The organism is Aliterella atlantica CENA595, assembly GCF_000952155.1.
GTDB lineage: Bacteria > Cyanobacteriota > Cyanobacteriia > Cyanobacteriales > Chroococcidiopsidaceae > Aliterella > Aliterella atlantica.
Genome location: NZ_JYON01000007.1, coordinates 74,213 through 92,315, shown reverse-complemented (window position 1 = coordinate 92,315; position 18,103 = coordinate 74,213). Strand labels below are relative to the sequence as shown.

Below are 18,103 nucleotides of genomic sequence, written 5' to 3'. Positions count from 1 at the left end.
GCTTTTGTCAATTTCTCAATCGCAGATTATAATAGAGATATACTGCACGGGGCTTTAATGGTTTCGACAGGTTGGCGAAAGCTACTCTGTGATACAGGTCGAGAGCGAGTCTCCTCTCGCAAATCAAAGACTCAAAAAAAAGTAAATGCGAACAACATCGTTCCTTTCGCTCGTAAAGCAGTTGCAGTAGCCTAAGTTAAAAACTTCTACCGTAATTTGTGAGCGTCTGTAGTTTGACTCCGTTAAGGACTACAGACCAACCCTCAACGGATGCTCTAGTTAGCGTTCTCTGGTTGGCTGACTAGCTAAGACTAAACCAGTGCATCCCATCGTTCGGGATAATGAACGGTTCCCTCCTTGAGGATTAGATAGGATAAGCCTGTGAATGAACGGGGAGTCAATACCCAGACTGGACACGGGTTCAATTCCCGTAAGCTCCATAAATGAAAATCCACCTAGTTATAGGTGGATTTTTTATTACTCCTGGCGTTCTAATAAACTTGGGATACCAGTAGAATGCCAAACTCGCTTGAACTGTTGCGGTTGCGTAACTCGCCACGTCCACAAACCGCCACCAATTAAAGCTGCGCTCGCAACTATTCCCCCAAAGCGCTGCAACCTCCGCCTTTGGAATATTTCATTAGTTAGCCAATTGCTAGTAGCTTTAAGGTTGCGAACTGGAGTTGGTAACAACTGCATATAAGTAGCTTGGCGGATTGAATGACCGACTTTACCTTTAATTTGGACGATATCGAACAAATTTGCCGCACTTTCACCCAATCCTAACTTTAATAAAGTTCCGCGTATATTAACCCTAGCAGCCACAGGGCGATCGCCCGTTACTAATGCTTGCAAATTACGGGCGATCGCTTCTCCTTGTTGATAAGCAACTTGGGCTGTAGGTGGTAAGGAATCGGCTGTCGCACAATCTCCACCAGCAAATACTTCAGGAAAGTTTGGTAGTTGCAAAGTAGGCGTAACTTGCAATTTACCTTGTTTGTCGCGATGGCTAATAGGTAAAGATTGAATCAAGGGATGAGTTTGAGTACCCGCCGTCCACACGATTGTCGCTGCTTGTAATGATTCAGTGCGATCGCCACGTTTAAATTTTACTTGTTGCGGCTCTACAGCAGTAATTTCTGCTTCTGTTAGTAGTTCTACAGCAACAGTACGTTGTTGCAGCGATGTTTCAGCAGTTTGACGCAGACTATTGTTAATATCTCCTTTGAGAATTTCTGTACCTCGATTAATGAGGACAATCCGCAACTGGCTAATATTACCTTCTAATCGGGCGTACCATTTGGGCAACAAATCGGCTAGAGTTGCAGCTAATTCTACTCCCGAAGGACCTGCTCCTAAAATAGCTACTGTAAGTAAAGTTTGCTGCGCGGTTGATGCTACTTGAGTCGCCCTCTGCAAACAATCGCGTAAATGCCTACCTAAAGCGATCGCATCTTCTCCACTGCGAAATGGCAAGCAGTTGTCTTTTGCACCCGCAATTCCTAAATAACCTGTAGTGCTACCCAAAGCTAAAACTAAATTTTGATAGGTGTAGCGCAATCCAGAGATAAGTTGCACTTGCTGGTTATGCAAATCAATTGCTTGTACGGTATCTTGAATGAACACCACGCCGCTGCGATCGGGTAGTAATTCTTCATAGCGCGGACATACCAAATCGATATTCATTTCGCTACTAAGAAACTCGTACAGCAAAGGTTTAAATACAAACCGCTCATGAGAGTCAATCAAAATAATCCTTAAAGGATAATTAGCTTTGCTCAAGTGCAAAGCAGTAAATAGCCCAGTAAAACCGCCACCTAAAATTACAGTTGGGAAAGAGGACTCCATGAGCTTGCTAATATCTATGCCTTTAACATTAGCGCATAGGCAAAGGAACCCACTTTTGGAAGCCGTCTAAGTGATTCCAATAAGCCAAATATCCTGTCAGCGCCCAGATTAAAGCAGCTATAATCAGCACGACTGCGCCAACTAGCCGCCAAGTACGGTTTGTTTTCAAGTACAAAGTTGGTGCAGCCAAAACGCCTCCTAATCCTGTCAAAATGAAGCCAATACCCGAAAGTAATGGCTGCTGTGTTTGTCCGAGATTGAGAATGCGTACGCCAATTACAACCGCAGCTAAACCCGCAAAGAAGGCGTAAATAGCAATAGTTATTAGATCCCAGCCTTGAGATAAGGCGATCGCAGTTGCAATATACAACATCCCCAACATTACTGTTGTTTCGCCAAATGAGATATTGAAACTACCCCGAATTGGCCAAGTCCAAATCATGTGCAAACCAGTTGATAGGGCGATCGCTCCTGTGATGCCAAAACCAGGTATCCACTTTTTTTGCTGCGGATCGTCAATACCTGCATATACATAGTAAGCCAGTAAAACTAGCCCCGCTACCATGTTAATCAACATCAATGTGATGTAATCAATAAACACGATTTACCTCTTAGTTTCTTGAGTAACTGATAGAGATATTTTTACCTGTTTTATTTGCCAGCAGAATCTTACCCTTTACATATTATTTCGTATAGTAATAATACATTTTTCCCAAATTTTGAGTATTCCTACTCTTTAACTAGACAAAGCAATGCTCGATTGGTTGGCTTTTTACCTTACTTAGATAAGCAAAGAGCGGCAATTGGCGATCGTAAGAGTGCGAACATTAAATTTGTAACTAAAACTTAAAGATTAAAGCTTTCAGTTGTTAACAGCGTATCTCTACGCTTATTGCATCCGCATAATTACAGACTTAGGAAAAATCTTCTCAAAATATTCAGTGATACCCACCAAGCAATTTAATCTGCGATTATGGCAATCTTTAAAAAGTAAACAAGGCAAGGGAGAAATAATTCCTTGCCCAGCCTCAATTCTATAAGATTTTCATTATGCCCTCACCATATAGCCCCATTAACTTTCCTCTTTGGCAATTTCTCCAACAGCCTGTATTTAGCGCCGAAACTAAATTAATATTAAATCCACGCCAGTTTGAATATCTATACAGAATTGAACTTTTAGAACGTTGTTTTGCTCAAGAGGCAAATTCAGTCAATCGCAATTTAACCGAGTAACCTATAACTTACTGTATGTTGAACTAATAAAACGCCTCACTAAATAATAGTTGGGCGTTTTGCTACTGTTAGACGATCTCCTAAATTACAGTCTGTTGCTTGAATTTTGCTTTATGCCTTAACTGTAATGTCACTACATAGGGCGCTCTCTAAATTCAGTTTTTATACATACATAAGCTACAAGCTAAGGTAGATACCATCTAGCGAGCAATCAAGATTTAACGTCTGCACGCAGACTAATTTTTGTGTTTTATTGTTTCTAAACTGTATAACTTCTTACCCTTTTGATTGAATAACCCTCAATCTTAACCAATTCTTTACACAATCTCAATTAAGAATTGGTTAAGCTTAACTTAACTTTCAAAAAATAAATATTTTCTCCACAGTATGGAGAGCAAATTTCCTGTAGCTAAACGAATAACGCTGGGAAAAGAAGGAGAAGTTAGTGATTAGCGAAACTGAGAAGAGAAGAACAGAAAAGCCACTAGGAATTTACTTAGTAGAAGCTGGAATTATTACACCAAAGCAAGTGAAAATAGCTCTAGAAGAACAAAAGCTATCTCAAGATCGACGTTTGGGAGAAATTCTGGCAAGTCATGGCTGGGTAGAACAGCAAACAATTGACTATATAGTAGAAAAAATAATTTTGCCAGAAAGGCAAACTCAGGCAAAACAATTGTCTTACTCTGGCGCGTATCAAAGCGATCGCTTAAAATCAGTTGTACGCAGTGATGCAGAAGTAGAAAGTTATAGCGCACAGCAGCTACCGTCGCGTAGCCGCGAACTAAAGTTATTGCTTTATCCTCACCGCATTACTCGTTTTCTACTTGTTGTTATATTTTGTCTAGTTGCTGTTAGTTTTTTCTTTAAATTTACTCAGTATTATTTGCAAGACTATCTTTTGCGGGATTTGCTAGCATCTCTATTTGACATCAATGGAGAACAAAATTTCCCAGCGCTTTACTCTTGGTCGGCGCTACTATTTTCGGCTATGTTGCTGGCAACGATCGCGCAAATAAAAAAAATAAATGGCGAAGGTTATGTTTTGTACTGGAAAGGTTTAGCAATTATCTTTGCTTTTCTGTCCATTGATGAAGCTATGAGCATTCATGAAAAATTTATGGACCCTCTGCAGGCTAGATTCAACACAAGTGGAATTTTTCACTACGCTTGGGTAATACCTGCAGGCATATTAGTAATTATCTTTGGATTAACATTTTATAAATTTTTTGCTGCTCTCCCATCCAAAACGAAACGCTTATTTTTGATTGCTGGTGTTGTTTACGTTACAGGAGCATTGGGTTTAGAAATGGTTGCTGGTATCTACGCTGACGGTCGCGGCGAACAAAATATTGTTATCGCGGCGCTGACTTCGATTGAGGAGTTTATGGAGATGTCGGGAATAGCTATTTTTATTTATGCACTCCTTACATATATCAATACCCACCTCAAAGGTTGGAGTGTGAAAATCGAATGTGCGAACAAACTAGATACAGGAGCGCAGTTGTAGGCAAAAATCAGTCTTGATAGTTAAGAACTAAATTGTCGCGGTGAACGACAGTCTCGGCAGCCGCGTAACCCAAGATAGTAGAGATTTCACGAGAATGCCGCCCTAAAATCTTCTGTAGTTCGGCACTGCTGTAGTTAACAATGCCTCTAGCGATCGCTCTACCTTGCATATCGCATAATTCTACAGCTTCTTGACTATCAAACTCGCCGCTGATAGCCATAACTCCCGCAGCTAGTAAAGATTTACCTTCCTGAGCAATTGCTGTGACTGCACCTTTATCTAGGGTAAGTTTACCCATAGGAATTAAACCGTAAGCAATCCAGCGCTTACGCGCTCTATTTGGCTGTGATTGTGGTTCAAACTGAGTCCCTAAAGGTTCTCCCTGCAAGATTTTACAGATATTGTGGGGGAATCTGCCTTCAGTAATTACGGTACGTACGCCTGCTGCTGTAGCAATCCGCGCTGCAGCAATTTTTGTTGTCATCCCACCCGTTCCCCATTGCGAACCGCGATCGCTTGTTTTTACCTGCATTTGGGTTAATTGCTCGATATTTTTGACTAAAGCGATCGGTTGGGCATCAGGAAAAGAACGCGGATCGGCAGAATATAAGCGATCGACATCGGTTAATAAAAATAGATAATCTGCTTCTACTAAACTTGCAACTAGCGCTGAGAGCGTATCGTTATCGCCAAACTTTAATTCATCGACTGCTACCGTATCGTTTTCGTTGACTACAGGAATTACTCCTAGTTTGAGCAGTTCAGCAAATGTATGGTAGACGTTGACATAACGGCTGCGCGATACTAAGTCACCGCGAGTTAGTAGGACTTGAGCGATCGGTTGTTGCAGAGTATTAAATAGATCGTCATATACCCGCATCAATCGTCCTTGACCTACGGCGGCTACTGCTTGTTTTTGGGCGATCGCTTTTGGGCGTTCTGTTAGCCCCAAACGGGCGCATCCTACTCCTACCGCGCCTGAAGAAACCAAAATTACTTGATGCCCTTGTTGCCGCAACTGGCTTAAGATTTCCACTAAGGTAGCGATCGTTGCTAAGGCTAGTTGACCTGTTTGCGGTTGCGTCAAGCTAGAAGTACCAATTTTGATAACTATCGTTTGCGGCATAAAATATTTTTGAGTATCGGATCTAAATTTTAAAACTTTCTTTCCCTGCCTTTCTTGCTACCCAAACGTAAAGCGCCAGTTCCTCTATATAAGTTGAGGCTGACGCTTTACAAAGTTATCGATCGGTATTTATAGCTAGGGTCTTTATTGGGCTGACCCCATTTCAACTGTATCTATTATTACAGATTCTCTAATTTGAATGAAGGCGCGTAATATTTTCTTTATATTTTGTAAGTTATGTCCTATTTCTTTAACTTTTGTTGCTTGGGGATAATTGAAGCACCTAATAATTGAGACACCAAAACCTCGAAACTACGGACTGGGTGAGAACGTACAGCTTCACCCGCATCAACAATTGGTTCGACCAAAATAGTAAACATCCCTAGACGATTGCCTGCTAGCACGTCAGTAAATAAGCGATCGCCTACCATTGCTACTTCATTTAGAGGCAAATTCATCCCCGTTACTGCTTGCCTTAACTTCCGTCTTGAGGGTTTAACAGCGCCCAAGATGTACGGTAAATCGAGAGAACGAGCAATGCCACCAATTCGTGCATCGCTGAGGTTATTACTAACTAGCCATAGCTTAGTGACATTCCGCGTTTGTTCTACCCATTCTCGCAGTGCCGAAGAAGCCTCGCTGACTCTTACAGGTACTAGCGTCTCATCTACATCCAACACCAGCCCTTTGAGCTTGTATTGCTCGATAATGTCTGGTGTCAAACTTAAAACTGAGCTTTGCAAAATTAAATCGGGCTGTAAGAGTTCGTGCCAAGCCATAGCAGGTTCTAAGTTTTGGTAGGGAAAGAAAAAAATTAGTTGGCTGACTGTTGCTTGCGGATCGCTACTTGGGCGGCAGTATGTTCGCTTAAAGTACGGCTAAATACGTGAGTGCCATCGTAACGGGCAACAAAGTAGAGGTAAGAAGTATCTTCGGGTGCAAGGGCTGCTTTTAGACTAGCAATTCCTGGGCTAGCGATCGGTGTAGGCGGTAAGCCTGGATTGACATAGGTATTGTATGGCGAAGCGACTTTTATTTGAGCAAACGTTAAAGGTTGGTCAACTGTTTGCCGAATATTGAGAGCGTATTCGACAGTTGGATCTGTTTGCAAGAGCATTCCTTTACGCAGTCTAGCCGTAAATACCCCAGCAATCCGCGATCGCTCTTGGGGAATGACAGCTTCTTTTTCGACAATACTACCCAAAGTTACCCACTCTAACAAGTTAAGATCGGTTTGACTTTTTTGTGCTTCGTAAACGGGCAAAGCTACTTGTTGAAATTGATTGAGCATTTGCTGGATGATGACTTTGGGCGTAACGCTATCGCCATTTAGCTTGTATGTGTCGGGATACAAAAAGCCTTCTAAATGCGGCAAATTATCAGGCAACCAGGGGTATTCGCTGCGGGGAATTTGACTTGCCTCAGTCAGAAAGTCTTGGGCTGAGAAGAAACCTTGTTTTTCAAAGTATTCTGCCATTTGCCTGAGCGACCAGCCTTCAGGAATGGTATAAGATAGCTGAGTAACTTCGCCTTGCCAAATTTTTTGGGCAATATCCTGCATCGGTTGATTGGGAGACAGTTGGTAGTTACCAGCTTTAAATCCGCCTTGGGGGTTTTGCCACTGCAGCCATCGCGCCCACATATTCCAAGCTTGACTCGAACGAATTAACCCTGCCGTTTCTAACTGATGACCAATTTGTTGCGCTGCCGTTCCTGACTTAATATGCAGCGGTACTGTTTTTGTCGCTGATGGCACGATCGCTTGTGCGGGAGCGATCGCGTTATTCCACCAGTTCCAACTTGCCCAAGTACCCAGTCCTAGCGCTGGTACAAGCAATAGGATTGACCATTTGAAAGCTTTTTGCATTGCTGTCATTGTCCTAGCTGCTATGTATAACTACTATTGTTTTGGTGCTATTCCATTTCATCAAACAATTGTTCTTCAAGCAGTGGTTGAACTTTACTAAATTCTTGCTGAGAAAGCAGTTCAGGTTGACCGGAGTCGTTCATTTTCGCAAAGAACAACAATGGATCGAGGGGTGTATAAATTGCATACTCTCGATCTTCATGGTAGAAAGTTGCTAATAGTTGCAATTGTTCTGGTTCTAGCTCTGCACCTTCCTCCTCAATTTCTAGAGTAAATAATTCTGATTCTTCAACTGAGGGCAATTCTCCTGCAACTGTGAGCGCAAAGGCAGTACGTTTGAGGATTAAATTTTGTTCGGCAAGCACTGCTTCGGCTGTAGAAAATATTTCGTCAATCGTCTCTTCGTCTTCGATGGGAACTGCTTCTTCCTCTTCGCCATCAGAATACCAAGCAAAAATTTCAATCGCCGAGTCGACGGGAAGTAGCAGCACGTACTCTCGATCCCCTACAAAAAGCGATCGCTCGATATAACAGGGAAGCGATCGCCCAGATTCATCTGTTAATGTGATGGAAGCTGCTGAGGAGCGATCGTTTTCTTCAGGGGATGGAGATGAAAACATAGACGAGATAAGGGACTGTCAAAGTATTACTAACGCATAGCTCCCAATCAACTTGAGGGTAAATCGGGCGCTATTTGTCAGCTTTCAGGATATCACGGGATGCGGTTCAATCGTTAAGCAGTTGTCACGTTATGGGTGCATCTAACACCTGTAATGCTGCTCTACGGGCATCTAGCCAGCGTTGAAGAATTAAGGCAGCAGCTTGGCGATCGATTATTCCTTTATCGTAAATAGGGGACTTTTGCTGCTTGCCAATTAGCTGTTCTGCTTCGATTGAGGTTAAACGTTCGTCTATATATTCCAAAGGCAAGTTTAGTGCTTGAGCAAGTCTATGGGAAATTTTTTGCACCTGTTTGGCTTGAAAACCCAACTCGCCATTCATGGTGTAAGGTAAACCGATAACTAGAATTTGCGCTTGGCGCTCTTGAATAATAGCTTGCAAGCTAGCAACATCAGCAACGAAAGATGTCCGCACAATCGTAGTTAAACCTGTAGCAATTAAGCCCGTACCATCGCACCCAGCTACGCCAATGCGTTTTTTGCCGATATCTAATCCCAGCGCTGAGATTTTTGATTGCATAGTTTTTCTGCCAAGCGATCGCTAAGTTACTCAACTAAGTAGTTTGGCGATCGCTTGTGCCTTTATTCTTGTTCTAATTGTGGTGGTAACTCTGGGTTATTTTGTTCGGGTAAAGCACTTAAATTAGTACCTTCAGGCATTACTTCAATCGGCGACAACTGTTGTTTTGGTTGCCCTAGCCAAGACATACCTCCAGCTACAGGCTTGCGTGCGGGTTGGAAACCTTGCAGAACTTCCGACCATTGCAACCCTTCTAGGGAAACAAACTTAGTCTCGCGCAGCTTGTGATACACCGACCGCGACATCATTAAAGTATGTTCCATCCGTTTAGCGCCAATTTGTTCTAAATAATCTTCTCTTTCTTGTTGATAATCTGCTGAAGCTAGCTGCAAAGACTGAGGCGGCAAGTCTTGAGCAATCCGCGCTAGTTGAGATAGCAGTTCGGGGTACAGCCAAGTATAAGCAGGATGAACCGTTAAAGTTGCTACGTGCGGTTGCTTACCTTTACGATCCATACGCACTTGAAAATAGCCAATTGCTGCTTTGCGTTGGGGTTCAAACACGTAGCCGCTGACAACTTCAGTTTTGTTTAGCCACTGTTTGAGGGCATCAACCAAACCACCTAGCAAACTCGTTTTAAAATCTTCTGTAGTGCGATCGAATACTTGCCGCACCAAAGGAGGCATAGCAGCCGTATCTAATTGATATAGCAATTGAGCATCAGCATTACTTACAGGCAGAAGATTGGGCAAATCTGGTTCGCGCAGTGCCAATTCTTGTAATAAATCTGGTTCAATTTGCCAATAAGTGTGTTGAGCCAGAGTTTGAAAACCATTTTGACGATAGAGCGCCAAAGATTCTTTATCGTTAACATCAACTTCTAATAGCCAAGTACGCGCCTCACCAACAGCCTCAAAACAGTAGCGCAGAAGCCCCGATCCAACACCATGAGCGCGAGCTTGAGCAGTAGCTAAAACTTTTTGCACCCGCCACGTACTGCGGGTACGATTGAAAGGTGAAATTTGGATTGCACCTTGAACGCACCGAGCTTGTTCGGCTACATACAAGCAAAAACGGTATTGTAAAGGACTGGGGAACAGATTCAAAAACTTCAAAAGTCCATACCAACGGCGCAGCAAACGTAGTTGACCTTGAACTTCAGGGTGAGCGATCGCGCTATCTGACTCGAACGACTCATTGCAGAGACGTTCAATTCCTTCGATATCCCGGCGCTGAACCGCACGGATAACAACGTTTAGATTCTGGGGAAGCACTGAAGTCATGATTCGTCTGGTCGCAATTCCAGTCTGAATTAAACAAGTATAAATTCGTTAGTTTAACTATTTTAACGGCTTTCTTTGTCACTACCGCCGATCTAAAGATTGATTTCTCAACACGGAAAATTTATAGCTGATGCAAAAAAGCAAACCTTGTAGCTAGCAACCATCCTAAGCCTACAAGGTTCCCTGATATTTATGCAAGAAATAAAACTAAATAACTTGACGAGAAACTATTTTTTCAATATCAGCCTGAGTTTGATGAAGTAACTGTTCGCGGCTATCAACAATAGTTTGACCGAGAGTAGGAACCAAATTGCGAGCTTGTAAAGTCATATGTAATTGCAGATGAGCAACGTATTCACTAAAATCTTCCCGAACCAAATTTGTTGGTATAGCCTTCGATTGAATTGCCACAGTATTCTCCTTAACGTAATCTAGATCGGCGATGCATTCTCCACATCCGAAGTTATCACGGGATATTTACTATTTTGACAAAATTGCAATCAAGCGTAACGTTTGCTTTACGTGCGACTCCAAGCATTCCAACTTCAAGCCTAGCAAGCTGATACCCCTAATTTTAGGCTTTTGACTTTGTACTAATACCCGCACGCAAGCCGATCGCAATTTTACTATGTTGTTCGATCTGCCCCATCACCTGCTTGGCTCTAGCAATTACCACTCCAGGCAAACCCGCCAACCGTCCCGCCTCAATGCCATAAGAACGATCCGCTCCACCAGGACGAACTTGATGCAAAAAGATAATTTGGTCGGTTAGCTCCTTAACCGTCACTTGATAATTAGCCACATTCGGCAACAGCGAAGCCAACTCATTCAACTCATGATAGTGAGTAGCAAAAATAGTTCGCGCCCCAATTTCCCCCGCCAAATACTCAGCTACCGCCCAAGCAATCGACAGCCCGTCAAAAGTAGCAGTTCCGCGCCCAATCTCATCTAACAACACCAAAGAGCGAACAGTAGCATGATTGAGAATATTTGCAGTCTCATTCATCTCCACCATAAAAGTAGACTGACCAGTAGCCAGGTCGTCCACAGCCCCAACGCGAGTAAAAATGCGATCGCACACTCCCAGTTTCGCCATCCTAGCCGGAACAAAGCTCCCTACCTGAGCCATTAACTGAATCAATCCTACCTGGCGCAAATAGCAACTTTTGCCACTAGCATTAGGACCAGTCAACACAATTAAATCTGGCTTTATCTCGTCGTTTTCATGGTTCGCGTTATCCCATCCTAACCAAGTAGAGTTAGGTACAAAAAATCCAGCAGGTAAAGACTGTTCTACTACCGGATGACGACCATCGACAATTTCAATTTCCCGTCCCTCAACCATTTCAGGACGACAATAACCTTGATACACAGCTACCTCAGCTAGCCCGCATAATACATCAGCCGCAGCCACAGCACGAGATACGTTGCGAATTACCTCAGCTTGCAACCCTACATCTATCCTTAACTGGGAAAACACCTCATATTCCAGCCGATTTAGGTCATCCCGCGCTGTTAAAATCCGCGCCTCTTTCTCCTTCAAATCTGGCGTAATGTAACGTTCTTCATTCGTCAGCGTTTGCTTGCGGATGTAGTCGCTAGGAACTTGGTCAGCTTTAGAGCGAGAAATACTAAGGTAATAGCCAAAAGTCTTATTAAAACCAACTTTAAGAGTAGGAATACCAGTTCTTGCTTTTTCCTCTACTTCCAAGTTAGCAATCCATAGCTGGTCTTGTTCTACAGCATGACGCAGATTGTCTAATTGCTCGTTGATACCACTGCGAATTAAGCCGCCTTCAGTTAGATAAAGTGGTGGAGACTCAACTAAATGGGCGTGAATTTGATGTCCGAGTTGCTCTAAAATTGGCGGTACTTTCTGCAATGCTTTAAGATAAGGCGATCGCGCATTTTCAACTAACCTGGCAATTTCCGGCAATCGCAGCAATGAATCTGCCAAAGCAACTAAATCGCGCGCGTTAGCACTACCGGAACCAGCCCGCCCTGTCAGCCTTTCTAAATCGTATATTTGCCTTAATAGTTGCCGTAAATCGTGCCGCAGGGCAGTATCTTCGACTAATTCAGCAATAGTCTCTTGTCTTGCCCGAATACCCTTAATATCTAGTAAAGGTTGCAAAAACCACCTTCGCAAAGCTCTACCGCCCATTGCCGTACAAGTACGATCTAACGCCCATAGCAATGAACCGTGTAAAGTACCATCGCGGACAGTTTGCATAATTTCTAGATTGCGGCGGCTTTGGCTATCGACAATCAAGTAATCGCTAATTGTATAGCTGCGTAATAATTGCAGGGCGACGGGGTTTTCTTTTTGCGTAGCTTCTAAATATTCCAATAAGCCGCCAGCGGCGCGGACAGCAAGCGGCAGGTGTTCGCAGCCTAGTCCTTCTAAACTACGCATTTTGAAGCGCTGTAAGAGCCTCTGTCTAGCTTCAGCGTGGGTAAAGGGTGTTTGCGATCGCAAAGCATAGCAAAAGGCAGTAGGCAAGCAGCTTGGTAAATGCTCGGATTTCTCTCCAGGTCGCAATAAACTACCTAAATCTGGGACATTTGTGGGGTATAATACTTCAGATGGCTGCAAGCGCATTAATTCTTGGGTTAGCTGCTCTAGGCTGCTTGCTTGGGTAGTGAGAAATTCTCCGGTGGAAATGTCGGCGTAAGCTAAACCCCAATGTTCGCCAGCGATAACGACAGCCGCTAAAAAGTTGTTGCGACGGGCGTTGAGCATTCCTTCGTCGAGTAAAGTTCCAGGAGTTAGTACCCTTGTTACTTCTCGCTTCACTTGCCGATTTTGGGCTGCTGCGGTGGCTGCATCTTCTACTTGGTCGCAAATGGCTATGGCGTACCCTTTTTCTACGAGTAGGGCGCAGTAGCGGTCTATGGCGTGGTGAGGAACTCCTGACATTGGTACTCGCCCGATTTCTTTGCCTGCTTGAATGCTAGTTAAGACGAGTTCTAGTTGTTCGGATACTGTGCAAGCGTCTTGAAAAAATACTTCGTAAAAGTCGCCTACTCGATACAGTAGCAGTGCGTGACTATACTGCTCTTTGATTTCGACGTAATGCTGCATCATCGGGCTAAGTTTTTTGATGTCTAGCTGCCGATAGTCAGCGTTATGCAGTTGCGGCTTGCCTTGGTTGAAGTCTGGTGAGGATGCAGAGGGCGGAACGTTCATGGATCGAAATATACAGTTGGCTTGATTATTTGAATTTACCGCAAGGCTTTGGTTAACAAACCGCCAAGGCAAAGGAGAGTGTAACTATTGGTGGGTGATTTGGCGAAATTGGTGGAGTAGTTGATTGAATAGTGGGCGATCGCTCGATCTATACTCAATGTTATCGATGCTTGCTATTGGCTTGATTTCCATCATTGTTGCAGCTAGGAATGCTGCATCAAAGTTTTCTAGTTCTGCTGGTTTGATGTTGCGTTCGATTACTTCGATGTTTGAGTCTTGAGCTATATCTATTAGTGTACTGCGGGTAATTCCTGGGAAGATGTTGGGGTTTAGTGCTGGTGTGATGAGTTTGTCTTGTTGTAAGAAGAAGATATTGGCGGCGCTTGCTTCTGTAATCAGACCTTTTGAATCAAGCATGATAGCATCGTTGAAACCGTCTTTTTCTGCGGCGCGACGGCTGAGGTAACTATTTACGTAAGTTCCGCATATTTTCCAGGTTACGGGAATCGCACTACCAGAAACTCGCTCGTATTTGGAGATGTGACAGTGCAAAGGTGTAGTTACGTCGCGGGCAATAGTTACTGCTAAGATGGTTGCATCTACGGGCATGGTATCGTTAAAGTTTAGATATGCACCGCTACGGTAAATTATTGGTCTAATATAGTAATTTTTAGGCGGTATTGCTTCTAAAAGAGCTAATAAGCCAGAATTTAGCTCTGCGTTTGACCAGGAAAACTCTAAGCCCATCTGCGTAGCACCATGACGCAAACGGTCTAAATGTGCTTCTAAGCGGTGGATGTAATAATGGTCTTGGTTCCAGTAAGCCATGATGCCATCAAATACGCCTACGCCTAAATGGAGGGAGTGGCTGGCTATGGATGGGGCAGCTTGTTCGCGTTCGACGAGTTTACCATTATGCCAGGCGATCGCGGCAGGAACGAATGTCATTTAATTTTCAGATAGTTTTGACTTTTGAAAATCTAACAAAATCTTTTGCACAGTAGGCACTAATGGATATACGCCTTCAGCTTTTTGCGAATGGCGACTACCCTGTTTTATCTGCTCAATTGTTGCTAAATCCATGTCCCAACCTTCATGTAAAACTAGCTGATTTAGTTCTACCGTTAGCGGTGCGTGATAAACGTGACGAACTGCTTGAGCATCAGGGTAACATCCAAATTTTAATAAGTTTAGTGGTATATAGCCGATTTCTTCTAACAATTCTCTTTGCAAGGCGATATCTGGGTTTTCGCCAGGTTCTAGATGTCCGCCAAATAATCCCCAATGTCCTGGATGGACTATGTTGGGGATATTGTCGCGCAGTTGCAGCAGAAATTGGTTATTTTGATAGAGGATAGCGATCGCTACGTGGACTGAATTGCTCATAATTTACCAAATTTATTTTGGTAGAAGTCCCTTAATTTATTAATGGTTAAAAACAAAATATTTTCGTGATTAAATCCCCAAGGGTTCATTGATGGGGATTAACTGGTCACTGGTCACTGTTAAGATGCTGGGGTCTGTTTTGTTCTTTCTTGTTCCTCTATATAAAAGTCTCCAAGTTCTTGTCTGTCTAAAGGAATACTTTGGTAGCGCAAATTACCTTTAATTAATACTCTATCTGCTTTGCTTAAGCCTGCTTGACTTGTTATTACCCAAACTGTACCGCTGGCATCTTGCAGTTGATACGCTTGCCAAGGTTCCATTAACGGCACAATATCAGTTACTTGTCCTTGGAGATTAACTATACCTTGCTGTTGAGACGATTTAGCATCGCTAATATTAGTAATGTTATTTCCCAGCCCAAAATTAATCCCATTGGTAGCTTGTGCCAAACTCGCACAGCCACTTAATCCACCAACGAGTAAAAGATTAAAAAATATTAGAGATTTTGCTGTAAATTGCCTCATTGCCTTTTGCTACAAATATATTTACACACTCAATAGGTGCGATCGCAACTTTAATTAAGTCGGTTCCTAGTCAATGGTTCTAAATTGCTAACACACCCTCAAAGTAAATGCCAAAGCTAAAAAAAGGGCAAAATACTTTTGCTGCACTTAAAAAAATGCTAATTGATTAAATAGTTTTTGTTAGAAATCTTTGTGTAATCTTAATGAGTACAACAACTAATAACTTACTTGATGGCAAAGCTTTAGCCGAACGTATCCAAAGTCAGCTAAAAGCGCAAATAGAAGCTCTCAGCCCGCAAATCGGACGTTCGCCGGGTTTAGCGGTGGTCATGGTCGGCGATAATCCTGCTAGCGCCGCCTACGTGCGTAATAAAGAACGAGCGTGTGCTAATGTGGGGATTGCATCTTTTGGGCAGCATTTTCCGGCTGATACAAGCCAACTAGAACTAGAACAAGTAATTCACGCCCTCAATCAAGATGAACGAGTAGACGGTATTTTAGTTCAGTTACCTTTACCCGAACACTTAGATTCGGTTGCTTTGCTACACCAAATTGAACCAAATAAAGATGCTGATGGATTGCATCCTCTAAGTTTGGGGCGACTGGTGCGCCAAGAACCAGGTTTGCGTAGTTGTACGCCTGCTGGGGTTATGCGCCTATTGCAAGAATATCAAGTTGACCTCAAAGGCAAACAAGCAGTAGTTGTAGGTCGGAGTATTTTAGTAGGCAAGCCTTTGGCATTGATGCTATTAGAGGCAGATGCTACAGTAGCGATCGCTCACTCTAAATCTCACGACCTCCAATCTATTACCAAGCAAGGTGATATCCTCATCCCTGCTGTTGGTCGCCCTGGTTTAATTACTGCTGCAATGGTGAAACCTGGGGCTGTTGTTGTCGATGTTGGTATCAGTCGGGTTACGGATGCTAATGGTAAAAGTCGTTTGGTTGGCGATGTTGACTTTGACTCGGTGCAGAAAGTGGCGCAATTGATTACTCCGGTTCCTGGTGGTGTAGGACCGATGACTGTAGCTATGTTGCTGCAAAATACTTTTAACAGCTATTGTCAGCTTCATGGCATAAGTGTCTAAAATTTTGTACTGCAAAATTCCCCAAAGCCCGTAAAATTGTTACGGGTATCACAGCAGCGATATAAGGAATCAACGGATGGTAGCAACGGATAATCTGCAAATGAATTCAGGACAAGCCCCGTTTAACCTATCAGCCTATCTACAAGAGCAACAAACTATTGTAGAAGCAGCTTTAGACCGTGCGATTCCTGTTATTTACCCAGAGAAAATATACGAAGCAATGCGCTACTCGCTGTTAGCTGGAGGTAAGCGCCTGCGTCCGATTCTTTGTCTCGCTACTTGCCAAATGGCAGGCGGTAACACAGAAACATCTTTGCCTACAGCTTGTGCGCTGGAAATGATCCATACTATGTCATTAATCCACGACGATTTGCCAGCAATGGATAATGACGATTATCGCCGAGGTAAACTTACCAATCACAAAGTTTATGGTGATGATATTGCCATATTAGCTGGCGATGGCTTGCTCGCTTATGCTTTTGAATTTGTTGCCGCTAATACGAAAAATGTACCTGCCGAACGAGTTTTACAGGTAATTGCCAGGCTAGGAAAAGCAGTAGGTGCAGCAGGATTAGTTGGGGGTCAAGTAGTTGACCTCGAATCAGAGGCAAAAACAGATGTGTCGATAGAGACTTTAAACTTTATTCACAACCATAAAACTGCGGCTTTGTTAGAAGCTTGTGTAGTTTGTGGAGGTATTTTGGCAGGAACGTCAGCAGAAGACTTACAGCGTTTATCTCGCTATGCTCAAAATATCGGTTTGGCGTTTCAAATTATTGACGACATTTTGGATATCACTGCTACCCAAGAAGAACTAGGCAAAACAGCCGGAAAAGATTTGCAGGCGCAGAAAGTTACCTATCCTAGTTTGTGGGGGATAGAAGAATCAAAAAATCAAGCTCAACAATTAATTTCCTCAGCAATCTCACAGTTAGAGCCATTTGGAGACAAAGCTACACCGCTAATTGCGATCGCTCACTATATCACTAGCCGCACTCACTAACCGCCAAAAGTCAAATATCTATAAATTTTCTCGACCCTTTATTCTCTCAATGAAATACTATGCAGGACTTTGGCGACATTCTAAATAACAGCGTACTATTTATTGCTGCGATCGCTTGTCTTATTGCTCAAGCTATCAAGCTAATTGTTGACGTAGCCAAAAATCGTAAATTGAATGTCCGCGTTCTGACTACTACTGGCGGAATGCCTAGTTCCCATTCTGCATTAGTTACTTCTTTAGCTACTGGTGTAGGACAAACATCCGGTTGGGCAAGTCCTGAATTTGCGATCGCAACTATTTTTGCCATTATTGTAATGTACGATGCTGCTGGCGTGCGTCAAGCCGCAGGTAAGCAAGCCCGCATTCTCAATCAAATGATTGATGAATTATTTAGCAAAGACCACGAATTTAACGAAGATAAGCTTAAAGAATTACTCGGACACACGCCTTTTCAAGTAATTGTTGGTTCGGCGCTTGGTATTACTATTTCTTGGCTGGCTGCACCCGCTTATTAAAATTCAAATCCGTTCTTACAAGGGATGGATTAAACGCAAGTAGGTGGTTTTGATTTGCTACGCTTTTGCTTGCTTTTTTTAATAAGTTCACCCTTATGCTTGTCAACAATTTCTATATCAGCCAACTTGATAGATGGACGGTCTGGAAAGTCGACTACAAGCTTTAGTTCGCCTCCCATTGCTCCCACATACTCTCGTATTGTTGATACTAATTGGTCTTTTCGTTTTTCAGTTCGCGAGATGCTTGCTTGACCAACTTCGAGGATATTAGCAATATCTTCTTGAGTAAAAGAAAGCGATTTTCTCAGTTCACTTAATGACATTGCTTTT

The 18,103-nt window shown here is 43.0% G+C and carries 19 protein-coding genes and 1 other RNA gene; 6 read left to right on the top strand and 14 right to left on the bottom strand.

Going from position 1 to position 18,103, the window contains the following annotated elements; all coding sequences use genetic code 11:
- The first annotated feature begins 48 nt into the window (after window positions 1-48).
- Window positions 49-443, top strand: a transfer-messenger RNA (tmRNA) gene (gene ssrA, locus UH38_RS25170).
- A 34-nt stretch (window positions 444-477) separates the two neighbouring features.
- Here ssrA and UH38_RS08570 read toward each other — a convergent pair.
- Window positions 478-1,848 carry an NAD(P)/FAD-dependent oxidoreductase gene (locus UH38_RS08570; RefSeq protein ID WP_045054234.1) on the bottom strand — a complete coding sequence of 457 codons (1,371 nt, stop codon included), beginning with the start codon at window positions 1,846-1,848 and terminating at the stop codon, window positions 478-480.
- 28 nt (window positions 1,849-1,876) lie between these two features.
- Window positions 1,877-2,449: a DUF981 family protein gene (locus UH38_RS08565; RefSeq protein WP_072044901.1), complete on the bottom strand. Its 573-nt coding sequence runs from the start codon at window positions 2,447-2,449 to the stop codon at window positions 1,877-1,879.
- Between the two features lie 449 nt (window positions 2,450-2,898).
- On the opposite strand from UH38_RS08565, the gene UH38_RS25305 reads away from it, so the two are divergent.
- Both UH38_RS25305 and UH38_RS08555 read left to right on the top strand, forming a co-directional pair.
- Window positions 2,899-3,081: a hypothetical protein gene (locus UH38_RS25305; RefSeq protein WP_082065344.1), complete on the top strand. Its 183-nt coding sequence runs from the start codon at window positions 2,899-2,901 to the stop codon at window positions 3,079-3,081.
- A gap of 445 nt (window positions 3,082-3,526) precedes the next feature.
- The gene (locus UH38_RS08555) at window positions 3,527-4,591 is read left to right on the top strand and encodes a hypothetical protein (protein WP_045054231.1); all 1,065 of its coding nucleotides are present in this window, start codon (window positions 3,527-3,529) and stop codon (window positions 4,589-4,591) included.
- Window positions 4,592-4,598: 7 nt separating this feature from the next.
- Here UH38_RS08555 and proB read toward each other — a convergent pair whose 3' ends face one another.
- From proB to UH38_RS08500, 11 genes are all read right to left on the bottom strand, one after another.
- Window positions 4,599-5,717, bottom strand: a complete 1,119-nt coding sequence (gene proB / locus UH38_RS08550; RefSeq protein WP_045054230.1) for a glutamate 5-kinase — start codon at window positions 5,715-5,717, stop codon at window positions 4,599-4,601.
- Between the two features lie 242 nt (window positions 5,718-5,959).
- Window positions 5,960-6,496, bottom strand: a complete 537-nt coding sequence (locus tag UH38_RS08545) for a YqeG family HAD IIIA-type phosphatase (protein ID WP_045054229.1) — start codon at window positions 6,494-6,496, stop codon at window positions 5,960-5,962.
- Window positions 6,497-6,531: 35 nt separating this feature from the next.
- On the bottom strand, window positions 6,532-7,593 hold the full coding sequence (gene mltG / locus UH38_RS08540) for an endolytic transglycosylase MltG (RefSeq protein ID WP_045054228.1): 1,062 nt from the start codon (window positions 7,591-7,593) through the stop codon (window positions 6,532-6,534).
- Window positions 7,594-7,631: 38 nt separating this feature from the next.
- Entirely contained in the window at window positions 7,632-8,204 is a 573-nt protein-coding gene (locus tag UH38_RS08535; protein WP_045054227.1) for a DUF3727 domain-containing protein, read from the bottom strand.
- Window positions 8,205-8,328: 124 nt separating this feature from the next.
- Entirely contained in the window at window positions 8,329-8,784 is a 456-nt protein-coding gene (ruvX, locus tag UH38_RS08530) for a Holliday junction resolvase RuvX (RefSeq protein ID WP_045054226.1), read from the bottom strand.
- 62 nt (window positions 8,785-8,846) lie between these two features.
- Entirely contained in the window at window positions 8,847-10,067 is a 1,221-nt protein-coding gene (locus tag UH38_RS08525) for a GNAT family N-acetyltransferase (protein WP_045054225.1), read from the bottom strand.
- A gap of 207 nt (window positions 10,068-10,274) precedes the next feature.
- Window positions 10,275-10,478 carry a hypothetical protein gene (locus UH38_RS08520; protein WP_235355135.1) on the bottom strand — a complete coding sequence of 68 codons (204 nt, stop codon included), beginning with the start codon at window positions 10,476-10,478 and terminating at the stop codon, window positions 10,275-10,277.
- Between the two features lie 163 nt (window positions 10,479-10,641).
- A complete protein-coding gene (gene mutS / locus UH38_RS08515) occupies window positions 10,642-13,257 on the bottom strand; it encodes a DNA mismatch repair protein MutS (protein WP_072044899.1) in 2,616 nt (871 codons plus the stop codon).
- Window positions 13,258-13,341: 84 nt separating this feature from the next.
- Window positions 13,342-14,205, bottom strand: coding sequence for an aminotransferase class IV (locus tag UH38_RS08510; protein WP_045054224.1), 864 nt, complete (start codon window positions 14,203-14,205; stop codon window positions 13,342-13,344).
- A complete protein-coding gene (locus UH38_RS08505; RefSeq protein WP_045054223.1) occupies window positions 14,206-14,643 on the bottom strand; it encodes an NUDIX hydrolase in 438 nt (145 codons plus the stop codon). It abuts the gene before it with no gap.
- Between the two features lie 119 nt (window positions 14,644-14,762).
- Entirely contained in the window at window positions 14,763-15,167 is a 405-nt protein-coding gene (locus tag UH38_RS08500) for a hypothetical protein (protein WP_045054222.1), read from the bottom strand.
- Window positions 15,168-15,370: 203 nt separating this feature from the next.
- Between UH38_RS08500 and folD the strand changes: the two genes are divergently transcribed.
- The 3 genes from folD (at window position 15,371) to UH38_RS08485 (ending at window position 17,773) form a co-directional block, all read left to right on the top strand.
- A complete protein-coding gene (gene folD, locus UH38_RS08495) occupies window positions 15,371-16,255 on the top strand; it encodes a bifunctional methylenetetrahydrofolate dehydrogenase/methenyltetrahydrofolate cyclohydrolase FolD (RefSeq protein ID WP_045054221.1) in 885 nt (294 codons plus the stop codon).
- A 76-nt stretch (window positions 16,256-16,331) separates the two neighbouring features.
- Window positions 16,332-17,258, top strand: a complete 927-nt coding sequence (crtE, locus tag UH38_RS08490) for a geranylgeranyl diphosphate synthase CrtE (protein WP_045054220.1) — start codon at window positions 16,332-16,334, stop codon at window positions 17,256-17,258.
- A gap of 59 nt (window positions 17,259-17,317) precedes the next feature.
- The gene (locus tag UH38_RS08485) at window positions 17,318-17,773 is read left to right on the top strand and encodes a divergent PAP2 family protein (protein ID WP_045054219.1); all 456 of its coding nucleotides are present in this window, start codon (window positions 17,318-17,320) and stop codon (window positions 17,771-17,773) included.
- Window positions 17,774-17,802: 29 nt separating this feature from the next.
- Here the strand turns inward: UH38_RS08485 and UH38_RS08480 are convergent, their stop codons facing one another.
- Window positions 17,803-18,096, bottom strand: coding sequence for a helix-turn-helix domain-containing protein (locus tag UH38_RS08480; protein WP_326938688.1), 294 nt, complete (start codon window positions 18,094-18,096; stop codon window positions 17,803-17,805).
- Window positions 18,097-18,103 lie beyond the last annotated feature (7 nt).